Raw genomic sequence first — 26,537 nt, forward strand, 5'->3', positions numbered from 1 at the left:
CCCATCCCCTGTTGATCAAGAGAAATGCGTCAGGATCCAGCCCGGAATGACGCAAACCTCTTGATCAACAGGGTGATGACGGACGGCGCTGGTAGAAATGCCGGGTGGAGACAGCAGAGCGGGCAGGCGTACGGGAGCGGGCCGAGGCGGTGCTGCGCCGGCTGGCCGGTGACCACGCCCGGCTGCGCGAGGATCAGTGGCGCGCCATCGAGGCACTGGTCGTCGACCGGCGACGGGTGCTGTGCGTCCAGCGGACCGGCTGGGGTAAGTCCGCTGTCTACTTCGTGGCCACCGCCCTGCTCCGGGACCACGAGCACGGCGACCAGGCCGGGCCGACAGTCATCGTCTCGCCGCTGCTGGCCCTGATGCGCAACCAGGTCGAGGCGGCCGCCCGGGCCGGCATCCGGGCCCGCACGATCAACTCGGCCAACCTCGACGAGTGGGACGAGATCACCGCCGAGATCCAGACCGGCGCGGTGGACGTGCTGCTGATCAGCCCGGAACGGCTCAACAACCCGGACTTCCGCGACGGCGTCCTGCCGAAGTTGGCCGCCACCACCGGCCTGCTGGTGGTCGACGAGGCACACTGCGTCTCCGACTGGGGGCACGACTTCCGGCCCGACTACCGGCGGCTGCGGACGTTCCTCGCCGAGCTGCCCGACCGCACCCCCGTGCTGGCGACCACCGCCACCGCCAACGCCCGGGTCACCCAGGACGTGGCCGAGCAGTTGGGCGACGCCCTCATCCTGCGCGGCACGCTCGACCGCGAGTCGCTGCGCCTCGGGGTGCTCGACCTGCCCAGCCCCGCACATCGGCTGGCCTGGCTCGCCGACCACCTGGACCAGCTCCCCGGCTCGGGCATCATCTACACGCTGACAGTGGCGGCAGCGGGGGAGACCGCCGAGTTCCTGCGCTCCCGGGGCTACCCGGTCGCCTCCTACAGCGGGCAGTCCGACGACGCCGACCGGCGGGCCGCCGAACAGGACCTGCTCGACAACAAGATCAAGGCGTTGGTGGCGACCAGCGCCCTCGGCATGGGCTTCGACAAGCCCGACCTGGGCTTCGTCGTCCACCTCGGCGCACCACCCTCGCCCATCGCGTACTACCAGCAGGTCGGCCGCGCCGGCCGCGCCGTCGAGCACGCCGAGGTGCTGCTGCTGCCCGGCGTCGAGGACGCCGCCATCTGGCGCTACTTCGCCTCGCTGGCGTTCCCACCGGAGCAGCAGGTCCGCGCCGTGCTGGCCGCCCTGCACACCGACCGTCCGCTCTCCACCCAGGCCCTCGAACCCCTCGTCGACCTGCGCCGGGCCCGGCTGGAGCTGATGCTCAAGGTGCTCGACGTGGACGGCGCGGTCCGCCGGGTGCGCGGTGGGTGGCTCGCCACCGGCGAGCCGTGGGTCTACGACGAGGCCCGGTTGCGCCGCGTCGCCGAGGCGCGCACCGTCGAGCAACAGGCCATGCGGGAGTACGCGACCACGTCCGACTGCCGGATGCGGTATCTACGGGAACGCCTGGACGACACCGGGGCGGCCGACTGCGGCCGGTGCGACAGGTGCGCCGACCCCCTCTTCACCGCCGACGTGTCGACGGCCGCGCTCGCCGCCGCGCAGACCTTCCTGGGCCGCCCCGGTGTGGAGATCGCCCCGAAGAAGCTCTGGCCGACCGGGCTCGACGCGGTCGGCGTACCCCTCAAGGGCCGGATCGCCCCCGCCGAGCAGGCGCTGCCGGGCCGGTCCGTCGGGCGCCTCTCCGACCTGGGCTGGGGTGGTCGGCTGCGTGACCTCGTCGGCCCGGACGCACCCGACACGCCGGTGCCCGACGACGTCGCCGGTGCGGTGGTGGAGGTGCTGAAGGCGTGGGCGCACGGCGACGACCCGTGGCCCCGCCGGCCGGTGGCGGTGGTAGCCGTCGGCTCCCGACGGCGGCCCCGGCTGCTCGGCTCGCTCGCCGACCGGATCGCCACCGTGGGCCGGCTGCCGCTGCTCGGCGAGGTCACCACGGCCGGCCCCGGCGGCCCGGCCGGGCCGCGCGGCAACAGCGCCCAACGGGTACGCGCGCTGCACGACACCTTCACCGTGCCGACCGACCTGGCCGACGCGCTGGCCGGGCTGGACGGCCCGGTGCTGCTCGTCGACGACCTGATCGACTCGGGCTGGACGATGACGCTGGTGGCCCGCGCGCTGCGCCGGGCCGGCGCGACCGACGTGCTCCCGCTCGCCCTCGCCGTGGCCGGCTGACCCCGCTGCCGCTGCCGCTACCGGTGCTGCCGCTGCCACCGCCGCTGCTGCCGCCGTCGCCGGTGGCGGCAGGCGGTGCCGCGGGGTCGATGGCGCAGCTCCGCCCGGTCGGGCGGCGGAAAGTTCCCGGGCACCGGTGAATGCGACAGTCGCCACGCCGTCCGGGCGTCGGCCTGGCCCTGCCGCCGGCGGCGGTAACGTGGGCAGCATGACCGACCAGCAGCCCGTCACCCGCGGCGTCGACGCCGTCATTGACGTGACCGCCGGCCACCCGCTGGGCGCTGGCGGTGCCTGAGCAGCTCTCCGCGGTGCCGGTCCCGGACCAGGTGTCTGCGGCTCCGGTCATCGACGAGGTTCCCGCCGGGCCGGACCGGAGCACTCTCCGGCTGGCGCTGGTGGTTGGCGGGCTGGTGCTCGCGGTGCTGCTCGGCTTCGGCCTCGGCCGGCTCAACGCCACCGGCACCACCACCGGCAGCCCGTCGCTGGCGGCCGAGCACACCGATCCGCCGGGTGTCGCGCCGCACAACCACGGCTCCGCCACGGCCGCCGATCAGGGCGCGGCCACCGAGGCGGGTGGTCTGGCGGTCAGCTCGGCGGGGCTCACCCTGGCCCCTCTGGGCACCGAGTTCGCGGCGGGCCGCGCCGGTCAGCTGCGCTTCCAGGTGCGCGACGCGCAACGTCGGCCGGTCACCCGGTTCGCCATCGTGCACGACAAGCCGATGCACCTCATCGTCGTCCGGCGGGACCTGACCGGTTACCAGCACCTGCACCCGACAATGGCGGCGGACGGCACCTGGTCGGTTCCGTTGACCCTCCCGCAGCCCGGCGTCTGGCGGGCGTACGCCGACTTCACGGTGGTTGCCGACGACGGCGCCCAGACCGCTGTGACCCTCGGCACGGACCTGGTCGCGCCCGGCGACTACCGACCCCGTCCCGTGCCGGGGCCGGCCACCTCGACGACGGTGGACGGCTTCACCGTGGGCTTCCAGGGCACCCCGCAGCCCGGGACGACAGTGCCGCTGACCTTCCGGGTCGACGGTGCCGGTGGTGCCGCCGAGCTGCAGCGGTACCTCGGGGCGTACGGGCACCTGGTGGCGTTGCGCGAGGGCGATCTCGGCTACCTGCACGTGCACCCGGAGACCGAACTGGTGGACGGTCAGATCAAGTTCTGGCTGACGATCCCCGGCCCGGGCCGCTACCGCCTCTACCTCGACTTCCAGGTGAACGACAAAGTTCAAACCGCCGAATTCACCCTCACCACCCCTTAATCCCACCCATCCCCGCCCCACCGCCCTCCGAAGGGGGAGGGGTGGGGTGGGGTTAGCCGGCTCGGCGGATGGGGCGGCGGGCCAGGTAGCGGAGCAGGTCGCGGATGTGGTGCTTCTCCTCGGCGGGGACCGTCGGGTCGGCCAGCCGGTCGAGGATGGCCCGGACATCAGCCTCGACCGGGCCGTCGTCGTGACGTCGGCGCGGTGCGGGGCCGGCGTCGGGCAGCCCGAGCGCGCGGAACGCGGCGGCGACCGGCAGATCCAGGGCGGCGCAGAAGCCGCGCACCTTGGCCAACTCGGGATAGTCCTGCCAGTCACCGGCCAGCCAGCGGAACACTGTGGAGCGCCCCACGCCCGTGTGCGAGGCAAGATCAGTCACTGTCCAGCCACGTTCGTCACGAGCGTCATCGATAGCGCGCCGGACGAAGCGGGCGAAGGCCATCTGCGGTGATACCTCGGCTGATCCCATCCCTGTGTGTCTTCCCCTCCCGCCGGAGCACCGGGACGATGCGCCTTTCGAGGGTAGTACGCCCACAGCCGGAAACAATTGACTGACCGCACAAACTGTCCCGTGGATGAGACTTTTCTCTGCATGCGTGTGTGCAGAACGAAAATTGCATCCAGCGATCATCATCGTTCTCGTTTAGGCTCGGTCCCCGTCCCGACATGGGTCTTTGCCTGCCGCGTCCGACCGGACCACCGCCGAGGAGCACCATGGCCGAACCGAGTCGCCCCCAGCCGTACCAGCCTGGTGCGGTGAGCCTCTTCTTCGTCGCCAAGGCCGGCGTCTTCGCGGCCGCGTTCTGGATCTGGTTGCTGGTCCTGGTGCTCCGCACCGACTCCGCTACCGGACTGCAGGTGCTGGCCGCCACCGGCACCATCACCACCACGCTGGTCGCGGTAGTGCTCGGTGCCCGGATGGCGTTGCAACACAACGCCGCCGTCCGGCACGCCGAGGTGAAGAAGCTGCTGGTGGACATCTCCTGGAACGCCTTCGCGGCAGCCGGCAACGCCGAGGCCGGCGGGGGCAGGGTCGTACCATTCCCGACCGCACCGGGCGACGGGGAGCGGAGCGCCCGTCGGCCCGGCGTCGACCGGGTGCCGGTCCACGACCGTGGTGCCGGCGAGCGTGACCGTGGCCGGGACCGTCGGCGTTAGCGAGCCGGGCCGGCGTTAGGAGGCGGACGCCTCGTCGGCGGCCAGCAGGGTCTCCAGTCGGGGGACGACCTGCCACTGGTCCACCAGCTCGCGGTACTCCGCGCGCTGCGCCCCGGTCGCCCCGGCACCGGTACGACGTGCGCGGATCAGCAGGTTGCGGGGCGTGTGCTGCGAGTCCACGAACTCCACCACCTCGGCCCGGTATCCGTGCAGCCGTAGCAGCCCGGCGCGCAGGGCGTCGGTGAGCACGTCGGCGAACCGCTCGCGCAGGATGCCCTGCCGGGTCAGCAGCTCGTACGGGGCCGGGGCGGGGTGGGCGCGCAGCTGCTTCGCCAGATCGTGGTGGCAGCACGGCGCGGCCAGCACCCAACGGGCCTCCCAGCGCACCGTGCGGGCCAACGCCTCGTCGGTGGCGGTGTCACAGGCGTGCAGTGCCAGCACCAGGTCGGGGGCGGGGTCGACGACGGCGTCGGCGATCGTCCCGGCCACGAAGCTGACCTGGTCGGCCCAGCCGAGCCGCTGCGCCAACTCGGTGTTGCGCCGCCGCTGGTCCTCGCGGACGTCCACGCCGACCAGTTGGACGCCGAGCCCTCGACTCGTCAGGTAGCGGTACGCGGCGAACGTCAGGTAGGCGTTGCCGCAGCCCAGATCGACCACCCGTAGCGGACCGGTCAGGTCGTCGGGCAGGGTCGCGGCCAGGGCCCGCAGGAACGCGTCCACCTGACGGCGCTTGGCCGCCGAGCCGCCGATCTCGGCGAAGATGGGGTCACCGGGGTCGAGCAGGTACTCCTTCGTCCGGTCGTTTCCGGTCGGCGTCGCCGCCGGGCGGGACGTCGCGGCCCGGTGCACCTGCGCCTCGCCGGACTTGGTCACCCGCAGCTGGAGCGTCGCGTCGGCCGTCTCGACGTGCCAGTTGCCGAACGGCTCGGCCAGCAGTTCGTCGACCGCCGCGGCGGCCTCCGGACCGGAGGCGATGTTGCGGGTGTACGGGCGAGCGCCGTCGGACGTGGTGATCTGGATCCGGGGCCCGGCCTTCAGCGTCACCGGCCGCAGTTCGGCCCGCTCGACGGTGGGGCGACGTCCGCGGCGGCGACCGGCGGCGACCGCCCGGGTCAGCGCGGGGTCGAGCAGCAGCGCCCGAACCTCGGTCAGGGCGGCGTCCAGTGGTTGCGGCATCGTTCCATCTTCAGCAGGCGGGGTGGGAGACGGGAACATCCCCCACGCCGCGCGAGGCGGTGCGGGGGATGTCAGGTGTGGCTGGTGGTCAGTCGGCGGTCGCCTCGGCCGGCGTACCCGCACCGGAACCGCCACCACGGCGGCGTCGGCGGCGGCGCGGCTTCGACGGTTCACCGTCGGACGCGGTGGTCGGCTCGGCGGGGCCGGAGTCGGCGGAGATCACCGCGGTGGTCTCGCCCGCGACCACCTCGCCGGCGCGGCGGCGACGCCGGCGGCGGGGGGTACGGGTGCCTTCCTCGGCGGCGTCGACAGCGGGTGCGTCGGCGGCGACCGGCGTGCCGGCGTCGGGGCGGTCGCGGCGACCATCGCCCCGACCACGACGTTCGCCGCGACCCTCGCCGCGACCCTCGCCACGGCTCTCACCGCGTCGGGAGCCTCGGCCGCCGCTGTCGCCCCGGCGGGAGCGGGTCGTCCCACCCAGGTCCTCTTCGATCTCGGCGGACAGCCCGGCCCGGGTGCGCTCGGCCGTGGGCAGCGTGCCGCTGACCTCGGTGGAGATGTGCAGGTCGGTGTAGAGGTGCGGCGACGTGTGGTACGTCTCCGGCGGCTCCGGCATCTCCAGACCGAGGGTCTTGTCGATGATCCGCCAGCGCGGCATGTCGTCCCAGTCGACGAAGGTCACCGCGACACCCGTCGCGCCGGCCCGGCCGGTACGACCGATCCGGTGGGTGTAGGTGTCCTGGTCTTCCGGGCAGTCGTAGTTGATGACGTGGGTGACGCCGGTCACGTCCAATCCGCGGGCCGCCACGTCGGTGGCGACCAGGATGTCGATCTTGCCGGCCCGGAAGGCCCGCAGGGCCCGCTCGCGGGCACCCTGGCCGAGATCACCGTGGACCGCGGCGACCGCGAACCCACGGAAGTCGAGGTCCTCGGCGACCCGGTCGGCGGCCCGCTTGGTACGGGTGAAGATCATGGTCAACCCACGCCCCTCCGCCTGGAGGATGCGCGCCACCACCTCGACCTTGTTCATCGAGTGGGTGCGGTAGACCAGCTGCTGGGTCTGCGGCGACGGGCCGGTCTCGGCGGTGTGCCCGGCGTGGATCGTCATCGGCTGGCGCAGGAAACGCCGCGACAGGGTGACGATCGGGTCCGGCATGGTGGCCGAGAAGAGCATCGTCTGCCGGTCTTCCGGAAGCATCGCCAGGATCTTCTCGACGTCGTCGAGGAAGCCCAGGTCGAGCATCCGGTCGGCCTCGTCGAGGACGAGCGCGCGCACCCGGTCGAGCCGCAGGTGCTTCTGCTTCTGCAGGTCCATCAGTCGCCCGGGGGTGCCGACCAGGATCTCGACACCCTTGCGCAGCGCGTCGATCTGCGGCTCGTACGCCACGCCGCCGTAGATCGGCAGCACCCGGACGCCGCGCGTCCGGCCAGCGGCGGCCAGGTCCTTGGCAACCTGGATGCCCAGCTCACGGGTGGGGACGACGACCAGCGCCTGCGGGACGCCGTCGCTGCCCTCGCTCGGGGCGAAGACCCGGTCGAGCAGCGGAACGCCGAAGCCGAGGGTCTTGCCGGTGCCGGTGGGTGCCTGCCCGATCAGGTCGACGCCGCGCAGCGCGATCGGGATCGCGTACTCCTGGATGGCGAAGGCGCGGGTGATGCCGGCCGAGGCCAGCGCCTCGACGGTCTCGGCGCGGGCGCCGAGTGCGGCGAACGTGGGGGCCTCCGGTCGGACCGGGGCGGTGGGGGCCAGTTCCTGGCCGTCCAGCAAATCTTGAGTCAGGTCGCTCATGTGGATGTGGGGGTGCCCTCTCGTGGGTGCGCCCGTCCTGTCCTCAGGGCGCGTTCGGTATGACGCGGGCCACACGGTCGGCGGCAGATTGCCGAGCTGGACCGGGCCGCACGCGCGCCGCAGGCTGAGCTTCGATCAGATCGGCGCCCACGGCAACTGCTCCATGTTACCTGAACAGGCATGCCTGCGTCCCGATTCCCGGGCGGCCATCCGCCACGCGGGGCAAGTAAATGTGACCTGCATCACGGCTTGACTGACCTGGTTCGCCCCGCCCCCGCAGAGTCGGGTGGGAGTCGTATCAGGTGCGAAGTTGGCGAAAACGGTTACGACGCGCACCGCGGCTTCATGATCGATCGGGCCGGCGCGGGCGCGCGCCCGGTAGCCTGCCGCTCGTGTCCGCCTTTGCCGTCGTCGATCTTCTGGGTCTCGTCGCCTTCGGCGAGCTGCTGGCCTTCGAGCGGATGGCCGGCGACGCCCGCCTCGCTCCCGACCTGCGCCGCCGGGCCGCGCTGAACGAGATGGCCGCGGCCGAGATCGCCAACTACCGACGCCTCGCCGACCGGCTCACCGAACTGGGCGTACCGCCGGAGGACGCGATGGCACCCTATGTCGAGCCGGTGCAGGCGTACCACGACTCGACCGAGCCGCGGGACTGGGCGGAAGTGGTCACCAAGGCGTACGTCGGTGACGCGATCACCGACGACTTCGTCCGCGAGATCGCCGACGCGCTGGCGGAACCGGACCGGGCGTTGGTGCTGGACGTCCTGCACGACTTGCGGTACGCGGACTTCGCCGCGGCGGAGATCAGGATGGCCGTCGCCGACGACCCCCGGGTGGCCGGTCGGCTCTCGATGTGGGCCCGACGGCTGGTCGGAGAGGCGTTGTCCCAGGCCGGCCGGGTCGCCGCCGAGCGGGCCACGCTCACCGCGCTGATCGCACGGGACGGCCGGGTCGACGTGCCGGGGCTGTTCGGCAGGCTCACCGCCGCGCACACCGCACGGATGACCGCCGCCGGGTTGAACAACTGACCGGTCGACCGCTCGGCGCACGCCTGAGCGTCGGCTGGTCGGTCGGTGCCGGCCTGCGGCAGGTGGGCCGGACGCCGACCTGCCGCGATGGCCGGACCGGTCAGCGGACGGTGAACCCGACCGCCCGGGGCGACGCCTCGGCGATCTCGACGTAGGCGACCTTCTCGACGGGAACGATGACCCGCCGGCCCTTCTCGTCGGTCAGGGAGAGCGTGCCGCCGTTGCCGGCGAAGGCGTCGGTCACGATCTGCTCGATCTCGGCCGGCGACTGCGCGCTGTCCAGAACCAGCTCGCGCGGCGCGTACTGCACGCCGATCTTGACCTCCACTGTGCCTCCTCAACTGGGGCGAAAGAACCGCCCTGCGAAGGCTATCCGATCACGGGGTCGACGGTCAGGCTGACTCACCTTGCAGCGGGAAGCTCGCGATGCCCCGCCACGACAGCGCGGCCACCAACGCCTCGGCCTCGGCCTTCGGCACCTGCCGCCCGCCGGCCAGCCAGAACTGCGCGGCCGTCTCCGCGGCCCCGACCAGCCCGGAGGCGAGCAACTCGGCGTGTGCCCGGCTCACCCCGGTGTCGGAGATGATCGTGTCGGTGATCGCCGCGATGCAGCCCTGCTCGACCCGCTCCACCCGCTGCCGCACCGCCGGGTCGTTACGCAGATCCGACTCGAAGACGAGCCGGAACGCCTCACTCTCGTGGTCGACGAAGTCGAAGTACGCCCGCACGGACGCGCTGACCCGCTCCTTGTTGTCGCTGGTGCCGCGCATCGCTTCCTGCACCTGAGCGACGATGGCGTCACAGTGCGTGTCGAGCAGCGCCAGGTAGAGATCCATCTTTCCGGGAAAGTGTTGGTAGAGCACCGGCTTCGAGACCCCGGCCCGCTCGGCGATGTCGTCCATCGCGGCGGCGTGGTAGCCCTGCGCGACGAACACCTCCTGCGCCGCAGCGAGAAGCTGCTTACGACGCGCGGAGCGGGGCAGGCGGGTGGGCCGGCCAGCGGTCTGTGCACCGTTCCCCGCAGCGGTCATGGGATCCTCCGAGTTCTCCGTACGAGCCGGCATTTTCCCCCCAGACCGGGCGAGGCCCGTGACCTCCGTTGTGGAAATGGCCCGCCGCTGTAACTTATCGCCACTCTCGGCACACGGTAGCCTCAGCGGGGGCGACCAAGGAGCGCGCGGTGAGTGAAACAGGGCAACCCGGAGCCGCCACCCCGGGAGAGCACGGTGACGGAGCGGGTCAGCACGACGACCCGAGCCGTTCCGTCAGCGGGTGGGCGCCACCGGCGGGAGGATGGCCCCGGGCCGCCGACCGCGAGGACGCCCGGGATGAGGCGCCGCGCTGGCAGCCCGACCCCGCGTCGGGCTGGCGGGCCGCCTCGGCACGACACGGTGACCTGCCATCGCCGCTGGTCGGACGACCGGACGACCCGGAGCCGCCGGCCCGCGCCAACGGCCACCGCGTCAACGGCGTGCACCCCCCGGACGACGTCAACGGCGTCCACCTCCCCGGTCTCGAACCGCCAGCGGGACGCCCCACGCCGGTGAGCGCCCCGCCCGGGCTGCCCGCCGAGGGTCGCCCCGGGGCGGCCAGCGACCGGCTCGTGGTGCCCGCCCAGCGTCCCGCGCCGTCGGCGGAGCAGGGTGTCGCCGAGCCCGACACCGGTCCCGCCCCGCACCCCACCGTCGATCCGGCCGCCGCGCACCGGGCCCGTTGGGCCGAACCCGGCCTGCCCACCTCGGCCCCACCTGCCGTCCAGGTGCCGCCCGTCGGCACCGCGGCGTCGGGTTTCGAGGTGCCGCCCGGCTTCCACGCTCCGACCGTCGAGCGGGTGGCCGCCGACGACAGCCCGACCGCGCCACGCGACTGGCGGGACCCGGTCGCACCGGACCACGCGGCGAGTTCGGGACGCACCCCGGGCCCGGCCGGGCAGGCCGACGACGGCGAGCCCGGTCGCGCTGCCGAGGCTGCCCGGCCGGCCGACCCGCACCGTCCCGGGGACGCGCACCGGGCCGGGGAGTCGTCGGCCATCGAGCCCGACTGGTCGGGGCCGAGCTGGAACCGTCCGAGTTGGGGTGGGGGATGGGCCCCGCCCTGGTCCCGCCAGGACGACGAGTCGGTTGGCCCGGCAGCCCGGGACGAGTCGGCGCCGGGTTGGGTCGCCGAGCCCAACCAGCCGTACGAGCCGGTGCGCGCCGAGGTGCCCCGTCCGTACGAGCCGGTGCGCGCCGATCCAGGCCGTGGCTACGAACCCGGCCGGGGCGAGTCCGAGTCCGCGCCGGAGTCCCCCGTCGAACCGACGAGCGCGCCACCCGCCGACCGGCCGTCCTGGGCTGGCGGCGGTGCGACGCCGACCAGCGGTCCGCCCGCCGACCGGCCGTCCTGGGCGGCGTCCGGGGCGACCGGCAGACCTCGGGCCGACCCTCCGTCCTGGGCGGGTGGGGGCGACCCCGACCCCACCAGCGCGCCGCCCGCACGGCCCTCCTGGGCCGGGGGTTCCGATCCGACGCCACCCGGTGCGCCGCCGGTGCGGCCGTCCTGGGCGGGCGGGTCCGAGGCGGCGACCAGCGTGCCTCCGGTACGACCGTCCTGGGCGGGCGGGTCCCCACCGCCCACGACCAGCGCGCCGTCGACGCGGCCGTCCTGGGCCGGCGGCTCCGATCCGGCACCGGCCAGCTCGCCGCCCACGCGGCCCTCCTGGGCCGCCAGCCCGTCACCGGCCGACCCGTCAGTCGACGCGCCGGCCGCTGCACCGGCCGGCCCGCCGCCGGCACCGGCCGGGCCACCTCCCGCGCTGGCCGACGCGCCACCGGCCCCGGCCGGCCCGTCGCTGGTGGCGGAGCGCCCGTCCTGGACCGGCGGTTCGCCCGCCGCGAGCAGCTCCCGAACCGAGCGGCCGGACTGGTCCGAGGGCCGGCTCCCCGCGACCCCTGTCGAACGCCCGTCCTGGCCGGCCAGTCGATCGGCCAGCACCGGTGCGGGCGACGGCGGTGAGCCGCCCGCCCGGTCCCGGCCCGAGACCCGGCCGACCGCCCCGTTCCGGCTCCGGCCGGCGACACCCGAGCCCGGTCCCTCGTCCGTCGAGTCGCCCCAGCCGGCCGCGCCCGCCAGCGACCTGCCCTCGAAAGACGTCACACCGCCCGCCGCCGAAAAGGGTTCCGGCCGCACCGGTCAGCCCGCACCGTCGCCCGTCTCTCCGTACGCGGCGCGACGATCCGCCCCGGACCCGACGTCGCCGGCCGACGACGGCCGGCAGTCGGCCCCGAGCGCGGTGGTGCTGCCGCAGCGCGTCCCCGCGGAACCGGACGTGCCCGTCGTGCCGGAGCCGCCAGCCGTGGAGCCCCCCGCCGAAACCCCGGAACTCGCCCGCATCGCCACCCACCTGCGTCGGGACGACGAGCCAGCCCCGCTGCGGGAGCGCCCCGAGGGGTTCGATGTCAACGCCATCCTGGACGCCGTCCGGGAGGTGGCAGGTGTCCGCGACGCGGCCCTGCGCCGTACCCCGGCCGGGGCGCACAGCCTGCGACTGGACCTGGCCGACGGCGCCGACCCGGCCGAGGTGAGCCGGCAGGTGGCCCGGCTTCTCCAGGAGCGGATGGGGTTGGCCGCGGCCCCGCAGAACGTGCCCGGCCTGCCCAGCACGCCGCCTCCGCCGGTGCGCCGCCGCGCTGCCGAACCCCGACCGGCTGAGCGGCGTACCCCGGAAACGCAGAACGCTGCCGCGCGTGATCCCGGCGAGGTTCGGGCGGCCACGTCGCCGACGGCCGCCCGCCCGACCGGCGGTCGGTCCGAGGCCGCGCCGGCTGGCCCTGAACAGCGGACCAGCACGGACCCGACGCGTCGGCGGCGGTCGAACGCTCCGCACCGGGGCCGGGCCACGGTGGAGGAACCCGGATCGGTCTCCGCCGCGCCGGCCGGCGCCGCGACCGGTAGCCCGGCGACGCTCGGCACGTCGTACTCCGGTGGTCAGGTGACCACGACAGAGTCCGCGCCGTCCCGGCCGCTGGAGACCGGCGGCGTCCCGGGGCCCCGGGTGGTGATCGACCACGTGCAGGTCAGCACCTTCGGCCTGGACGCGAACGTCGAGGTCCGGCTGCTGGCCGGGGCCGACAGCGCCTCCGGGTACGCCACCGGGCCGGCGGTGGACGGCTACGTGCTGCGGCTCTGCGCGGTGGCGGCGGCCGCCGCCGTGGACGAGTTGTTGCGCGGCGCGGACAACGCCGAGCGGGGGCGCTGCTTCGTCGAACACGCGGCGGTGGTGCCGTTCGGCAACTGCGAGGTGGCCACCGTGGTGGCGTTGCTGGTCTGTGAGGGCTGGGTCGAGCAGCTCGCCGGGTCGGCCCTGGTCGCCGGTGATCCCCGTCAGGCGGTGGTCCGGGCGACGTTGGCGGCGGTCAACCGTCGGCTGGAGGCGCTGCTGTCCTGAGTGGTCCGGGGCAGACTGGAGCAATGAGACGCGCCACCCTCTGGCCGGACCACCTGCTCCCCGACGACCGCGTCCCGCCGCCGTGGCCGGGCCGGGAAGTCCGGCTCGACGGCCGGGTCACGTACGTGCGGGACACCCCGGCCACCGCCGCTGGCGCGCAGCCGGCGCTGTACGTGCACGGGCTGGGCGGGTCGTCGCAGAACTGGACGGACCTGGCCGGGCTGCTCGCCGACCGACTGGACGGTCAGGCCATCGACCTGCCCGGCTTCGGCCGGAGCGAGCCGGGTCCGCGGTACACGATTCCGGCCTTCGCCGATCTGGTGGTCCGCTGGATCGAGCACTCCGGTCGCGGTCCGGTGCACCTGTTCGGCAACTCGCTGGGCGGCGCGGTCGCGGTCCAGGTCGCCGGGCTCCGGCCGGACCTGGTCCGCACCCTCACATTGATCTCCCCGGCGCTGCCGTTCCTGGACTTCCGGCGCTCGTTGCAGGGGCGGATGCTGCCGGTGCTCGCCATTCCGCGTGGTGAGCGGCTGGTCGCCCGGCACCTCACCCAGCTCGCGCCGGAGGTGATGGCCCAGCAGGTGCTGGAGGCGTGCGTCGCCGACCTGAGCCGGATCTGCGATCAGCGTCGGGCCGAGGCGCTGGAGGAGATCCGGGTGCGGTACGAGGCCGAGCACTACGCCGCCGCGTACGTCCGGACGTTCCGTGGGCTGGTCGCCAGCTTCCTGCGCGCGTACCTGCCGGGGCCGGGGTCGCTGTGGCGCCTCGCCGCGGCGGTACGCGCACCGACCCTGGTGGTGGGCGGCCGGCAGGACCGCCTTGTCGACGTGCGGGTGGCGCCGCAGACCGCCCGTGTCATTCCGGACAGCCGATTGATGATGCTCCACGGTGTCGGCCATGTGGCGCAGTTGGAGGTTCCCCGGCTGGTTGCCCGCGCGGTGGTCGGCCTGCTCGCCGAAACGGAGGACGCGGTGGGGCGCTCTGATCTGGCAGGCTGACCCGGATGCCCAGCTCAGCCCGCCACCCTGTGCGCCGTCGACGGCGTTTCGCGTTGCTCGCCCAACTGGTGGCGGTGGCGGTGGCCGTCGGTGCGGCGGTGACGGTGGTCGCCGAAGGGCGGGGCGGGCAACCCGGTGGTGAACGGCTGGCCGCGGAGGAGGTGGGTACGCCTGCCCCGCTGGTGGCCGGGCCGCTGCCGCCGTCGGCCGACCCGTCGCCCGTCGACGTGGTTTCGCCCAGTCCGTCGCCGGTGTTGCGGGTGCCCGGGCCGGTTCCGAGCGCCGGTACGGGCAGGTTCGGCTATGACGCGCGCTCCGGCAAGGTGCTGGGTCGGGCGGGTGAGGTGCGGCGGTACCGGGTCGCTGTGGAGTCGGGCAGCGCCGAGGACGCCGCCGAGTTCGCCGATGCGGTCCAGGTGGCACTGGCCGGGCCGGGCAGTTGGGTCGAGAGCGGCAGGTTGCGGCTTCAGCAGGTTCCCGGGGCTGCGTCTCGTGACTTCACCGTCTACCTGGCGACCGCCCGGACCGCGGGGCGGATGTGCGCACAGGGTGGGGTGGACATCCGGATCAACGGCCGGCCGTACACGTCCTGTCGGGCACCGGGCAAGGTGATCATCAACCTGGATCGGTGGCGGTTGTCGGTGCCGCACTTCGTCTCGGCCGGTGTGCCGCTGGCGGTCTACCGCACGTACGTGGTCAACCACGAGGTGGGCCACCAGCTCGGGCATCGGCACGAGCGGTGCCCCGGTGCGGGTCGGGCGGCGCCGGTGATGATGCAGCAGACGCTCTTCCTCAACGGGTGCCGGGCCAACCCGTGGCCGTATCTCAACGGGCGTCGGCACGCCGGCCCGGCGCTCTGAGGCGATCGGTCCGACTCGCCAATATCAGTCTCGATCGGGCATCTTGCGGCAATACCGATAAAAACGGTTAAACGCCCGAATAATCTGGCAGGCTCGACGGTATGACGCCGTCGTCCCCTTACGGCCCGGCCCGGCCGCCCGACCACCGGTCGGCGCGGCGGGAGGCGCGTCCCACGTTCGTTCGGATGCGCCGACGGCGTCGCCGCAGCATGCTGCTCGGCCTGCTCGTGCTCGCCGCGGCCATCGGCGTGACGGTGAGCCGGGGCGGCGAGCCGGCAGTCGAGCCGCCGGCCGCCACCCAGGGCGGAATGGGTCACGGCGGTGGGGTGGCCGCGCACCCGGCGCCCACCAGCTACCCGTCGGTCGGAGCGGGACGCTTCACCGCCGCCGACGGCGAGACCCCCGTGCACGGCACTGACGGTCCGCTGCGCCGCTACCGGGTCGTCGTCGAACGCGACGCCGGCCAGGACCCCGACGTCTTCGCCGCAACTGTCGACGAGGTGCTGGCCGACCCGCGCAGTTGGATCGCCTCCGACGAGCTGCGGGTGCAACGGGTGGCCGACCCGGAGGACGCCGACTTCACCATCTACCTGGCCACCCCGGTCACCTCCGAGCGGATGTGCGCGGAGGGCGGGTTGACCACCGAGCGCTACACCTCCTGTCGCCTGCCCGGTCAGGTCATCATCAACCTGGCCCGTTGGATGGAGGCGGTCCCCGACTACGGCGCTTCCCTGGACACCTACCGGACCTACGTCATCAACCACGAGGTGGGTCACGAGTTCGGCGAGGACCACGAGGCGTGCCCCGGCCCGGGGGAGCCCGCTCCGGTGATGCAACAGCAGACGTACGGCCTGGAAGGCTGCGTCGCCAACGCCTGGCCCTACCTCGACGGCCGTCGCTACGCGGGGGACATCGTCCCCTGATCGACGGGGTCGTCGGTTATTCCCGCTCCCGCATAGCGGACCACGTGTCGTCAGTCATGGCCGAGCGGGGCTCCCGCGAGCAACAATGGCGCGGTTCACACCGCCGATCCCGGGGAGTCCACCGTGTCGTTGCCCCCGCTCGTCGAGCCCGCCGCCGAGCTGACCGTAGACGAGATCCGCCGCTACTCACGTCACTTGATCATCCCGGATGTCGGGGTGACCGGGCAGAAGCGGCTGAAGAACGCCAGGGTGCTCTGTGTCGGCGCCGGTGGCCTCGGGTCGCCCGCCCTGTTGTACCTCGCCGCGGCCGGGGTCGGCACGCTCGGCATCATCGACTTCGACACCGTCGACGAGTCCAACCTCCAGCGCCAGGTCATCCACGGGGTGTCCGACATCGGCCGGTCCAAGGCCGAGTCCGCCGCCGCGTCGATCCGCGAGATCAACCCCCTGGTCAACGTGGAGATCCACAACACCGCGCTGGACCGGGAGAACGTCCGCGAGATCTTCGCCCAGTACGACCTGATCGTCGACGGCACCGACAACTTCGCCACCCGCTACATGGTGAACGACGCGGCGGTGCTGCTCGGCAAGCCGTACGTCTGGGGCTCGATCTACCGCTTCGACGGCCAGGCGTCGGTGTTCTGGGCCGAGCACGGCCCCTGCTACCGCTGCCTCTACCCGGAGCCGCCGCCGCCCGGCATGGTCCCCTCCTGCGCCGAGGGCGGCGTGCTGGGGGTGCTCTGCGCGTCGATCGGCTCGATCCAGGTGAACGAGGCGATCAAGCTGCTCACCGGCATCGGTGAGCCGCTGGTCGGCCGCCTGATGGTCTACGACGCCCTGGAGATGGAATACCGCAAGATCAAGGTTCGTAAGGACCCGAACTGCGTGCTCTGCGGCGAGAACCCCACCGTCACCGACCTGCTGGAAGACTACGAGGACTTCTGCGGCGCGGTCTCCGAGGAGGCCCAGGAGGCGACGCTCGACGCGACCATCACCGCGCTGGAGCTCAAGGAGTGGCAGGACGCCGGCAAGGACATCTTCCTCGTCGACGTGCGTGAGCCGGCCGAGTACGAGATCGTCCGGATCCCCGGCGCCACCCTGATCCCCAAGGGCGAGATCCTCTCCGGTGAGGCCCTCGCGAAGCTGCCGCAGGACCGGCAGATCGTGCTGCACTGCAAGTCCGGCGTCCGCTCGGCGGAGGCACTCGCCGCGCTCAAGGCGGCCGGGTTCAAGGACGCCGTGCACGTGCAGGGTGGCGTGCTCTCCTGGATCAAGCAGATCGACCCGTCGCTGCCCGCGTACTGACGATCGGTCCGGGGCGGCCCGTCCGGCCGCCCCGGCAAATCGACGCAGATGACGCCGGGCGGCCGTCCGGCCGGAGCGACGCAGCCATCCCGGGCTGGCCGATTCCCTGAGGCGGCATCGCGTCTGCGCAGGTAGCGTCTCCGCCGTGGTCGACTTGGAAGCCGCGATCGGGTTCGTCGTGGCGCATGGGGATGCGGTGGAACGCGCCCGCCTCTCCTGGCTCCGCAACGGCACCCCCGTACCCGCCGAGTTGCTGGAGACCGCCGAGGTCGGCCAGTCACCGGACGGCGGTTGGCCGGCCACCTGGGGCGGCGGGACCGCCTCGATCGACGCCACCTGCTTCCGGCTCGCCGAGCTCGACGACCTGGGTGCCCTCGGTCGCCCTGCCGCTCGCCGGGCACTGGACTGGCTGGCGTCGCGACAGCAGGCCGACGGCAGTTGGGACGAGGACGCGTCGCTGGCCGACTCGGCCCCGGAGTGGGCCCGGCCCGGCGATCCGGAGGCCGGGTTCCTCCAGTCGGCCAACGCCGGTTTCTGGCTCACCGTCGCCGGCCTCGACGCGCGCGCGTCGGGCCCGCTCGACCACCGCGTCGGTGGGGCGTACGCCGGAGTGGTGCAGGCGGCGGCCCACTCGCTCGCCGCACGGCTGCGCCCGGACGGCAGCTGGCCGTCGTTCCTCGCCGCCGGCTGGCTGAGCGCGGCGGTGCTGCACCGGCAGGAGATGTTCCAGGAGTCGGCGCGGATCCAGGTGGTGCTCGCCGAGCGGATGCCGAAGATGTCCCCGGGGGAGGTGGCGTGGCTGGCGGCCACGCTGCGCCGCGCCGGCGTGGACCCACAGGACTGGACCATGGTGCGGGCGTTACGCCGGCTGACCGAGACCCAGCGCAGCGACGGTGGCTGGGAGAGCGACGACGGCCACCAGTTCGACGTGCACACCACGCTGGCCGCCATCCGGGCGGCCCGCCCCGCGCCGCCCGGCTAGCCGCGGCTGCCGTTAGCGCAGGTGCCCGTCGCCGGTGACGACGTACTTGGTGCTGGTCAGCTCGGGCAGGCCCATCGGGCCGCGCGCGTGCAGCTTCTGGGTGGAGATGCCGATCTCCGCGCCGAAGCCGAACTCGCCTCCGTCGGTGAACCGGGTCGACGCGTTCACCATCACCGCCGCCGCGTCCACCCGGGCGACGAAGTCGCGGGCCGCGCTCGCCGAGTCGGTGAGGATCGCCTCGGTGTGCCCGGTGCCGAAGCGGCGGATGTGCGCGACCGCCGCGTCCAGCGAGTCGACCACCGCCACGGAGATGTCGGCGGACAGGTATTCGGTGGCGAAGTCCTCGTCGGTCGCCGGGACCACGGCGGCGGAGTACGCGGCCACCTCGGGGCAGCCGTGCACTGTCACCCCCGCCTCGGCGAACGCGGCCAGCACCGGGGGCAGGAACGCGTCGGCGATGCCCGCGTGCACCAGCAGCGACTCGGCCGTGTTGCAGGTGGAGAGGCGCTGCGTCTTGGCGTTCAGCGTCACCGCGACGGCCTTCGCCACGTCGGCGGCGGCATCGACGTAGACGTGGCAGTTGCCCACCCCGGTCTCGATCACCGGCACCGTCGACTCCTCGACCACGGTGCGGATCAGCGACGCGCCACCGCGCGGAATGAGCACGTCGACGAGGCCCCGGGCGCGCATCAGCTCCTTTACCGAATCACGGGAGCTGGCGTCGAGCAGCTGCACCGCGTCGGCGGGCAGGCCGGCCGTGGCGACCGCGTCGCGCAGCACCGCGACCAGCGCGGCGTTCGAGTGTGCGGCGGACGACGACCCGCGCAGCAGCGCCGCGTTGCCGGACTTGAGGCAGATCCCGGCGGCGTCCACCGTCACGTTCGGTCGTGCCTCGTAGATGATGCCGACCACCCCGAAGGGCACCCGGATCTGGCGCAACTCCAGGCCGTTGGGCAGGGTGGACCCGCGGACCACCTCGCCCACCGGGTCGGGCAACGCGGCCATCTCGCGCAGCGCGTCGGCGATGCCGGCCACCCGACCCGCGTCGAGCGCGAGCCGGTCCAGCACGGCCGCGCTCAGCCCGGCCTCGCGGCCGGCAGCCAGGTCCGTCTCGTTCGCGGTCAGGATCTCCGGGGTACGCGCCACCAGCGCGTCGGCCATCGCCACCAGCGCGGCGTCCTTGACCGTACGCGTGGCCACGGCCAGCGTCTCCGCCGCCAACCGGGCCCGTCGCGCCTGCTCAACCACGCTCATGCCAGCACTCCTCGTGAAGGTGGGAAGGTCTGCTCACAGCAGCACCAGGTCGTCGCGGTGGACGACCTCTCGTTCGTACGCCGGGCCGAGCGCCGCGGCGAGTTCGGACGTGGAGCGGCCGAGCAGCCCGGGCAACTCCACAGCGTCGTAGTTGACCAGCCCGCGGGCGACCGACGCGCCGGCGGTGTCCACCAGGTCCACCGGGTCGCCGGCCGTGAACGTGCCGTCCACGGCGGTGATGCCGGCCGGCAGCAGCGACTTGCGCCGCCCGACGACGGCGGCGACAGCGCCGGGGTCGAGGTGCAGCCGCCCCCGGGGCGAGGTGGCGTGGGCCAGCCAGAACAGCCGGGCCGTCGGGCGCCGCTGCTGCGGGTGGAAGAGCGTGCCGACCGGTTCGCCGGCCAGCGCCGGTGCGGCCAGGTCGGCGGCGGTGAGCACCACCGGGATGCCGAAGCCGGTGGCGATCCGGGCCGCCTCGACCTTGGTCACCATGCCGCCGGTGCCGACGCCGGACCGGCCGGCCCCGCCGATGGTGATGTCGGCCAGGTCCGTGTCGTCGCGCACCTCGGCGATCCGGGTCGAGTCGGGTTTGGTGGGGTCGCCGGTCCAGAGCGCGTCCACGTCGGAGAGGAGCACCAGCAGGTCGGCGTGGACCAGCGCGGCCACCAGGGCGGCCAGCCGGTCGTTGTCGCCGAAGCGGATCTCCTGGGTGGCCACCGTGTCGTTCTCGTTGACGATCGGCACCGCCCGCAGGTCGAGCAGCTTGCGCAGCGTCCGGTACGCGTTGCGGTAGTGCGCCCGCCGGGTCACGTCGTCGACGGTGAGCAGCACCTGCCCGACGGTGCGGCCGTGCCGGGCGAAGCTGGCCGCGTACCGACCGATCAGCAACCCCTGCCCGACGCTGGCGGCGGCCTGCTGGGTGGCCAGGTCGCGCGGGCGTCGGGACAGCCCGAGCGGGGCGAGCCCGGCGGCGATGGCGCCGGAGGACACCAACACCACCTCGCGCCCTTCGGCGGTGAGCCGACCGAGGGTGTCGACCAGCGTGTCGACGCGCTCGTCGGCCAACCCGCCGGTCGCGGTGGTCAACGAGGAGGATCCGATCTTGACAACGACCCGCCGGGCCGTCGTGACTGCGTCGCGCACCCGACCATTCTGCGTGGTCACGGACGCGCCGCCCGGCGGCGTTCCCATATGGTGGCGGATTGTGACTCCTGACGAGTACGTCGAGGCGGTGCTCGACCTGGTCGAGCGGATCCCGGAGGGCCGGGTCATGTCCTACGGCGGGGTGGCCGACGCGCTCTCCGAACGCTCGGGGCGTGCCTCCGCCCGGTTGGTCGGCAACATCATGGCCCGGCACGGCGGCTCGGTGCCCTGGCACCGGGTGGTGACAGCGAGTGGTCGACTGCCGCCGGGGCACGAGCGGGAGGCGCGGGCCCGACTGCGCGCGGAGGGGGTGCCGCTGCGGGGCGAGGGGGTGGACGTCGCGGCGGCGGCCTGGTCGCCGGAGGAGGAGTTGTGATCATCTGCGGGGGTGACCGGTGACGGCCGGGGCCTGCCACACCGACGGTGCCCCGCCCCGGGCGGGGACGGGGCACCGTGCTGGCGTTCAGAGTGGCAGTGGGGACCGCACCTCGTTGTCGTTGCGTTTCAGGTCGGGCCACTGGCGGTCCGCGGCGTCGCAGTGGACGACGAGGAACCTGCGGACGATCGCGTCGGGCGCCGGCTGGCCGGGCACCAGAAGCACGAACGTGTAGCGGCGCGATTCACCGGCCGGCACCCCGGGGAGCAGGCACGACGGTTGATCGGCCGACGGTTTGGGGTTCGGGTCGCAGCGGGACCAGTCCCCGCCAACCCGTTCGCCGCCCTCAAGGGAGTGGAACGCGACCTGGGCCGCGTCGACCCGTCCGGCGTTGGTGACGGTGAAGACCATGGTGAGTCGGCGTCGACTGTCCGCTCCCGCACCGTCTTCGAGCTGGTGGGTCATGGTCACCCGTAGATCGGTGAGCCGGGGGTCCCTGCCGAACGTCGTGGGGCCGTTCGTCTGGCTGAACCGCTGCCCGTTCCATCGGTACGTTCGTACCTGATCGCGCCGCAGGTACTCAGGGGTGCCGCAGCACGGCACAATGTCGGCCACCCGCACCTCGACCGACCCGGCCGGGGTGGTCTCCATGCCGAGAATGTCGTCGAACCCGTCACCGGTCCGGACCACCCGGCCCACCGTCACGATCCGGCCGTCCCGGTCCCGGTCGAAGGCCACCACCTGCTTGGCCGACGCCTCGCCGTACCGGCAGGCGACGATGGCGACGGTTTCGTCCGCCCCGTCACCATCGAGGTCACCGTGCTCGAACGCGTCGTCGGTCAGCGTCGACACGTAGGCCTTCGTTGTGTCGGTCCGCAGCCGCACGTTCGAGGTGGCGCAGCCGCCCGCCGCGAGGTCCGACGGCCAGCTCGGCAGGTCGATCCGGGCCGCGAGCAGCTGGGCCCGGCTGATCCGCCCGTCCGGGCCGGCCGGGGCTTCGGCGCTCGGCGTCGCCGAGCCGGTCGGCGGTGGCGTCGGCGGTGCCGAGGTCGACGGGGTGGTGGTGGGTTGGACCGATTCCGCCGGCACCGGCGTGTTCTGGGCGTCGCGGAGTGCGGCGTTGGCGACGACGGGGGCCACCACCAGGACGACCGCCGCCGCGGCCACCGCCGCCGCCGTCATCCGTCGGCGTCGGCGCAGGACGTGCCGGGCCTGGTCGGGGCCGGGGCCGGTGACGTGGGTGACCACGTCGTTGCGGTACGCGGTGAACCGCTCGCGCAGTCGCGGGTCGAGGTCAGACATCGCACACCCCCTCGGTGTTCTCGTCGAGCAGCCCGGCCAGGGCGGTCCGGCCACGGTGCAACCAGGACTTCACGGTGCCCTCGGCCACCCCTTCCTGGGCGGCGATCTGGCTGACCGGGAGGTCGGCCAGGTAGTGCAGGATGACCGCTCGGCGGTGGTTGGCGGGCAGCTGCGCCAGCGCCGTGTCGATCGCCACCCGGTCGGGGGTCGGGCCGGCCACCTCCGCCTCGGCGCGGCGCTGCCGCAGCAGGTGGTTGCGGGCGGTACGCAGGCGTCGCCATCGGCTGCGGGCCAGGTTCCAGGCGACCTGCCGGACCCAGGCCACCGGGTCGTCGTACCGGACCAGGCGGTCCCAGCGGGCCAGCGCTCGGCAGAACGCCTCCTGGGCCAGGTCCTGCGCGTGCCCCAGATCCCCGGTGTACGCACTGAGTTGCGCGGTCACGCTGCCGAAGTGTGCGTGGTAGAAGTCGTCGAAGGTGATCGTCGCCGCGACCGCCGCATCGGCTGTCCAGGCCGCCGGTGGCTCATTGGCCCGGGCTCCCATCGTTGCTGCCACTGTCCCTCCCCGTCACCGCCGGGCTGGTCCGCCCTGGGCACCGGTAACACTCCGAAACAGTGACGGCGGTTGCGGGCCCGTGCTGCCGCCAACCTGACTGTTCGGCTGTGCGCACCAGGGCCGGCAGGTTGGTCAGGCCTCCAAATAACGTGAGTAACATTCAGCCCCATGAAAACGCCGCCGGGCGCCGGCTCGTCAGCCAGCGGCTCGCTGCCCCGCTCGGTGCACGCCGGCTACGCGCTCGGTTCGCTGGCCACCGGCGCGTTCGGCACCGTGCCCGGTCTGTTGCTGCTGCCGTACCTGACCGACACCCTGGGCGTGGCCGCCGGGCTGGCCGCCCTGCTGGTGCTGCTGCCCAAGGCCTGGGACGTGCTGGTCAACCCGGTCGCCGGGCGGATCTCCGACCGCACCCGGTCGCGGTGGGGCGCCCGCCGCCCGTACCTGCTCGTCGCCGGCCTCGCGCTCGCCGTCCTGTTCGCGTCGATCTTCGCCGCGCCCTTCGGTAACGGCTCGGCCGCCGCGGCGTACGTGGCGTTCGCCTTCCTCGCCACCGCCACCGCGTTCGCCTTCTTCCAGGTGCCGTACGTGGCGATGCCGGCGGAGCTGACCGACGACTACGCCGAGCGCACCCGGTTGATGACCTGGCGGATCGCGGTGCTGGCACTGGCCATCCTGGTCTCCGGCGCGGTCGCGCCGCTGGTGGTGGGCGCCGGCGGCGACGGCGTCGCCGGGCACCGCTGGATGGGCCTGTTCGTGGCGGCGCTGATCGCCCTCGGCGCCCTCGGCGCGTTCCTGGGCACCCGGTCCGCACCCACCGGCACGGTGGGGGAGAGCGAGCCGACCCTGCGCGCCCAACTCGCCGTGGCCGGTGCCAACCGCCCGTTCCGGGCGCTGCTGATCTGCTTCGTGGTGCAGTCCGCCGGGGTGGCGACGATCCTGGCCGGGGTCAACTACTTCGCCGGGCAGATCCTGCGCGACGACAAGAGCGGGCCGACCCTGCTGTTCGTCTGTTTCGTCGGGCCGGCGCTGCTGGTGATGCCGATCTGGACCCGGGTCGGTGCCCGGCTGGGCAAACGGACCGCGCTGGTCGTCGCCTCGCTGATCCTCGCCGTCGGCGCGTTCACACTGGTCGCCGCGCCGGTGCTGCCGCCGGTCGCCGTCTATCTGGTGGTCGCGCTGATCGGCGTGGGGTACGCCGGCCAGCAGGTCTTCGCGCTGGCGATGTTGCCGGACTGCATCGCCCACGAGACGGCGCGCACCGGTCGACGACAGGCGGGCGTCTTCACCGGGCTGTGGACCGCCGGGGAGACCTTCGGCCTGGCGCTCGGCCCCGGCATCTACGGACTGGTGCTGCAACTGTCCGGCTACGTGTCCTCCGACACCGGCTCGGCGGCCGCCCAGTCCGACACGGCGAGGCTGGGCGTCCTGCTCGGCTTCACGCTGATCCCGGCCCTGCTGATCGCCCCGCCGGTCCTCCTGCTCCGCCAGTACACCCTCACCGCCCACAGCGATCTGGTCGATCATGGAGTTGGGCTGGGCGACAAGGCCGTTGACCGTCACCAGAAGGGCACCATGACTCCATGATCGACGAGAACAGGGTTGAGGCCGGGGCGCTCTCCGCCACCGGGGTACCCGCCGAGGTCGCGCTCGCCGAGGTCCGGCAACTGCGCGGCGCCGACCGGCCCACCCACGGGGGACGGCTCTTCGCGTACGTCTACGACCCGGCGGTACCGGGGTTGGACGAACTGGCCGCCGCCGCCCACCGGGAGAGCGCCCACGTCAACGGGTTGGACCCGACCGCGTTCCCGTCCCTGCTGGCGATGGAGAACGCGCTGGTCGCCGCCGCCGGCCGGGTGCTGGGCGCTGGCCCGGGCAGCACCGCCCCCGACGTCGTCGGCAGCGTCACCAGCGGCGGCACCGAGTCGCTGATCCTCGCCGTCAAGACCGCCCGCGACGCCCACCCGGAGATCGCCGAACCCCGGATCGTGGTGCCGTCGAGCGCACACGCGGCCTTCGCCAAGGCGGCGCACTACCTGCGGGTGGCGCTGGACGTCGTGCCGGTCTCCCCGCAGACGCTGCGTCCCGACCCGGCCGCGATGGCCGCCGCCATCCGCCCGGAGACGGTGCTGGTCGCCTGCTCCGCGCCGTCGTACGCGCACGGGGTGATCGACCCGGTCGCGCAGATCGCTGCCGCCGCCGCCGACGCCGGGGTGCGCTGCCACGTGGATGCCTGCTTCGGAGGTTGGACCCTGCCGTACCTGCGTCGCCTCGGGGAGCCGGTGCCGCCGTTCGACTTCGCGGTGCCCGGGGTCACCTCCATCTCGGTCGACCTGCACAAGTACGCGTACGCGCCGAAGGGGGTGTCGGTGCTGCTGCACCGGGACGCCACGCTGCGCGCCCCGCAGTACTTCGCGTACGCCGACTGGCCCGGCTACACGATGATCAACCCGGTGATCGCGTCCACCCGCTCGGGCGGCCCGATCGCCGCCGCGTACGCCACGGTGCGGCACCTCGGCGACGACGGCTACCTGCGGCTGGCCGGCGTCACCCGGGACGCGGTCGCCGGGCTGGCCGACGCGGTCCGCGCTGTCGACGGGTTGCGGCTGATGGCCGAACCGGAGTCGACAGTGGTCTGCTTCACCGCCACCGAAGACGGCCCCGACCTGTTCGTGCTGGTCGACGAGCTGACCGCGCGGGGCTGGCACACCCAACCCCAGCTGTCGTACGCCGGTCTGCCCGCCAGCGTGCACCTCACGGTGACCGCGGCGGTCGCGCCCCGGGTGGCCGAGTTCGGGCCAGACCTGGCCGAGGCGGTGGCCGCCGCCCAGGCGGCCGGCCCGGTCGCACTCCCGCCCGAACTGACGGCGCTGGCGACGTCGTTGACCCCGGACGCGCTGACCCCGGAGCTGGTCGCGGGTCTCGCCGCCGGGCTGGGCATGGGCGGCGAGACCGACGGTGCGCCGCTGCCCGAGCGGATGGCGGTGGTGAACACGCTGCTCGACGCCGCGCCCCCGGCGCTGCGCGAGCGGCTGTTGGTGGAGTTCGTCGGGCTGCTGCAACGCCCCACCTGGTGACCGGAGCGCCGGCCGGACCGGCCGCTCACTGCCGGACCGCACCGACGGCGCCTGTGATTCACTGTCGGTGAGGAGAGGGGGCGGTCGTGCAGCTGCCGGCAGTGCTCGGTGAGCCGATCCGGTTCGTGCTGAACTGGGGGCGCCGCTACTCGCTCTGGGTGTTCAACTTCGGTCTGGCCTGCTGCGCGATCGAGTTCATCGCCACCAGCATGGGTCGGCACGACTTCATCCGGCTCGGCGTGATCCCGTTCGCCCACGGCCCCCGCCAGGCCGACCTGATGGTGGTCTCCGGCACGGTGACCGACAAGATGGCGCCGGCGATCAAGCGGCTCTACGACCAGATGCCCGAGCCGAAGTACGTCATCTCGTTCGGCGCCTGCTCCAACTGCGGCGGCCCCTACTGGGACTCGTACTCGGTGACCAAGGGTGTCGACCAGATCATCCCGGTCGACGTGTACGTGCCCGGCTGCCCGCCCCGGCCGGAGGCGCTCCTGCACGGCATCCTGCGCCTGCAGGAGAAGATCGCCGCCGAGCAGTCCGGCATCGGGGGTGTGCCGCAGCGGGACGTGCTGGCCGCGCCGCTGGACGCCCCGCCCCGCGAGGCCGCCGCACCGCGCTCGGTCGACTCGCTCACCGCCGCCCCGGTACGCCCACCCGCCGGGAGCTGACGGCGGTCAGCCAC

23 protein-coding genes are annotated in these 26,537 nt (G+C 73.5%); 14 read left to right on the forward strand and 9 right to left on the reverse strand.

Annotation, left to right across the window (positions count from 1 at the left end; translation table 11 throughout):
• Positions 1-104 precede the first annotated feature (104 nt).
• Together IF22_RS0107375 and IF22_RS0107385 are read left to right on the forward strand one after the other, a co-directional pair.
• Entirely contained in the window at positions 105-2,237 is a 2,133-nt protein-coding gene (locus IF22_RS0107375) for a RecQ family ATP-dependent DNA helicase (protein WP_030329789.1), read from the forward strand.
• Between the two features lie 287 nt (positions 2,238-2,524).
• A complete protein-coding gene (locus tag IF22_RS0107385; RefSeq protein ID WP_425339841.1) occupies positions 2,525-3,505 on the forward strand; it encodes a hypothetical protein in 981 nt (326 codons plus the stop codon).
• Between the two features lie 52 nt (positions 3,506-3,557).
• On the opposite strand, the gene IF22_RS0107390 is transcribed toward IF22_RS0107385, so the two are convergent.
• The gene (locus IF22_RS0107390) at positions 3,558-3,974 is read right to left on the reverse strand and encodes a helix-turn-helix domain-containing protein (RefSeq protein WP_030329791.1); all 417 of its coding nucleotides are present in this window, start codon (positions 3,972-3,974) and stop codon (positions 3,558-3,560) included.
• A 245-nt stretch (positions 3,975-4,219) separates the two neighbouring features.
• On the opposite strand from IF22_RS0107390, the gene IF22_RS0107395 reads away from it, so the two are divergent.
• Positions 4,220-4,663, forward strand: coding sequence for a hypothetical protein (locus IF22_RS0107395; RefSeq protein ID WP_030329792.1), 444 nt, complete (start codon positions 4,220-4,222; stop codon positions 4,661-4,663).
• Positions 4,664-4,678: 15 nt separating this feature from the next.
• Here IF22_RS0107395 and IF22_RS0107400 read toward each other — a convergent pair whose 3' ends face one another.
• Together IF22_RS0107400 and IF22_RS0107405 are read right to left on the reverse strand one after the other, a co-directional pair.
• Positions 4,679-5,839, reverse strand: coding sequence for a class I SAM-dependent methyltransferase (locus IF22_RS0107400; RefSeq protein ID WP_030329793.1), 1,161 nt, complete (start codon positions 5,837-5,839; stop codon positions 4,679-4,681).
• A gap of 88 nt (positions 5,840-5,927) precedes the next feature.
• Positions 5,928-7,628, reverse strand: a complete 1,701-nt coding sequence (locus IF22_RS0107405; RefSeq protein ID WP_030329794.1) for a DEAD/DEAH box helicase — start codon at positions 7,626-7,628, stop codon at positions 5,928-5,930.
• A gap of 392 nt (positions 7,629-8,020) precedes the next feature.
• Here IF22_RS0107405 and IF22_RS0107410 point away from each other — a divergent pair, with 392 nt between their 5' ends.
• Complete coding sequence (locus tag IF22_RS0107410) at positions 8,021-8,656, forward strand: ferritin-like fold-containing protein (protein ID WP_245233560.1); 636 nt, start codon at positions 8,021-8,023, stop codon at positions 8,654-8,656.
• 100 nt (positions 8,657-8,756) lie between these two features.
• Here the strand turns inward: IF22_RS0107410 and IF22_RS0107415 are convergent, their stop codons facing one another.
• Both IF22_RS0107415 and IF22_RS0107420 read right to left on the reverse strand, forming a co-directional pair.
• Complete coding sequence (locus IF22_RS0107415; protein ID WP_030329796.1) at positions 8,757-8,984, reverse strand: DUF3107 domain-containing protein; 228 nt, start codon at positions 8,982-8,984, stop codon at positions 8,757-8,759.
• Positions 8,985-9,048: 64 nt separating this feature from the next.
• A complete protein-coding gene (locus tag IF22_RS0107420) occupies positions 9,049-9,687 on the reverse strand; it encodes a TetR/AcrR family transcriptional regulator (protein WP_030329797.1) in 639 nt (212 codons plus the stop codon).
• 1,496 nt (positions 9,688-11,183) lie between these two features.
• Between IF22_RS0107420 and IF22_RS0107425 the strand changes: the two genes are divergently transcribed.
• The 6 genes from IF22_RS0107425 (at position 11,184) to IF22_RS0107450 (ending at position 18,150) form a co-directional block, all read left to right on the forward strand.
• On the forward strand, positions 11,184-13,082 hold the full coding sequence (locus tag IF22_RS0107425) for a hypothetical protein (RefSeq protein WP_425339842.1): 1,899 nt from the start codon (positions 11,184-11,186) through the stop codon (positions 13,080-13,082).
• A 23-nt stretch (positions 13,083-13,105) separates the two neighbouring features.
• The gene (locus IF22_RS0107430; RefSeq protein ID WP_030329799.1) at positions 13,106-14,080 is read left to right on the forward strand and encodes an alpha/beta fold hydrolase; all 975 of its coding nucleotides are present in this window, start codon (positions 13,106-13,108) and stop codon (positions 14,078-14,080) included.
• Positions 14,081-14,085: 5 nt separating this feature from the next.
• On the forward strand, positions 14,086-14,940 hold the full coding sequence (locus IF22_RS0107435) for a DUF3152 domain-containing protein (RefSeq protein ID WP_030329800.1): 855 nt from the start codon (positions 14,086-14,088) through the stop codon (positions 14,938-14,940).
• Between the two features lie 101 nt (positions 14,941-15,041).
• On the forward strand, positions 15,042-15,863 hold the full coding sequence (locus tag IF22_RS0107440; protein WP_030329801.1) for a DUF3152 domain-containing protein: 822 nt from the start codon (positions 15,042-15,044) through the stop codon (positions 15,861-15,863).
• A gap of 123 nt (positions 15,864-15,986) precedes the next feature.
• Complete coding sequence (gene moeZ / locus IF22_RS0107445; RefSeq protein WP_030329802.1) at positions 15,987-17,168, forward strand: adenylyltransferase/sulfurtransferase MoeZ; 1,182 nt, start codon at positions 15,987-15,989, stop codon at positions 17,166-17,168.
• Between the two features lie 94 nt (positions 17,169-17,262).
• The gene (locus tag IF22_RS0107450) at positions 17,263-18,150 is read left to right on the forward strand and encodes a prenyltransferase/squalene oxidase repeat-containing protein (protein ID WP_030329803.1); all 888 of its coding nucleotides are present in this window, start codon (positions 17,263-17,265) and stop codon (positions 18,148-18,150) included.
• A 12-nt stretch (positions 18,151-18,162) separates the two neighbouring features.
• On the opposite strand, the gene IF22_RS0107455 is transcribed toward IF22_RS0107450, so the two are convergent.
• Together IF22_RS0107455 and proB are read right to left on the reverse strand one after the other, a co-directional pair.
• Positions 18,163-19,404: a glutamate-5-semialdehyde dehydrogenase gene (locus tag IF22_RS0107455; protein ID WP_030329804.1), complete on the reverse strand. Its 1,242-nt coding sequence runs from the start codon at positions 19,402-19,404 to the stop codon at positions 18,163-18,165.
• Positions 19,405-19,437: 33 nt separating this feature from the next.
• The gene (gene proB, locus IF22_RS0107460; RefSeq protein WP_051708244.1) at positions 19,438-20,595 is read right to left on the reverse strand and encodes a glutamate 5-kinase; all 1,158 of its coding nucleotides are present in this window, start codon (positions 20,593-20,595) and stop codon (positions 19,438-19,440) included.
• A gap of 13 nt (positions 20,596-20,608) precedes the next feature.
• On the opposite strand from proB, the gene IF22_RS0107465 reads away from it, so the two are divergent.
• Positions 20,609-20,923 carry an MGMT family protein gene (locus tag IF22_RS0107465; RefSeq protein WP_030329806.1) on the forward strand — a complete coding sequence of 105 codons (315 nt, stop codon included), beginning with the start codon at positions 20,609-20,611 and terminating at the stop codon, positions 20,921-20,923.
• Between the two features lie 87 nt (positions 20,924-21,010).
• Here the strand turns inward: IF22_RS0107465 and IF22_RS0107470 are convergent, their stop codons facing one another.
• Positions 21,011-22,225, reverse strand: coding sequence for a hypothetical protein (locus IF22_RS0107470; RefSeq protein WP_051708245.1), 1,215 nt, complete (start codon positions 22,223-22,225; stop codon positions 21,011-21,013).
• A complete protein-coding gene (locus IF22_RS0107475; protein WP_030329808.1) occupies positions 22,218-22,781 on the reverse strand; it encodes a SigE family RNA polymerase sigma factor in 564 nt (187 codons plus the stop codon). The genes IF22_RS0107470 and IF22_RS0107475 overlap by 8 nt, the downstream gene beginning before the upstream one ends.
• 168 nt (positions 22,782-22,949) lie before the next feature.
• Here IF22_RS0107475 and IF22_RS0107480 point away from each other — a divergent pair, with 168 nt between their 5' ends.
• From IF22_RS0107480 to IF22_RS0107490, 3 genes are all read left to right on the forward strand, one after another.
• A complete protein-coding gene (locus IF22_RS0107480; protein ID WP_030329809.1) occupies positions 22,950-24,365 on the forward strand; it encodes an MFS transporter in 1,416 nt (471 codons plus the stop codon).
• Positions 24,362-25,855 carry a pyridoxal phosphate-dependent decarboxylase family protein gene (locus IF22_RS0107485; protein ID WP_030329810.1) on the forward strand — a complete coding sequence of 498 codons (1,494 nt, stop codon included), beginning with the start codon at positions 24,362-24,364 and terminating at the stop codon, positions 25,853-25,855. Before IF22_RS0107480 ends, IF22_RS0107485 begins: the two co-directional genes overlap by 4 nt.
• An 86-nt stretch (positions 25,856-25,941) precedes the next feature.
• Entirely contained in the window at positions 25,942-26,523 is a 582-nt protein-coding gene (locus IF22_RS0107490) for an NADH-quinone oxidoreductase subunit B (protein ID WP_030329811.1), read from the forward strand.
• The last annotated feature ends 14 nt before the right edge of the window (positions 26,524-26,537 follow it).

Origin of the sequence: Micromonospora parva (genome assembly GCF_000718515.1) — a bacterium.
GTDB lineage: Bacteria > Actinomycetota > Actinomycetes > Mycobacteriales > Micromonosporaceae > Micromonospora > Micromonospora parva.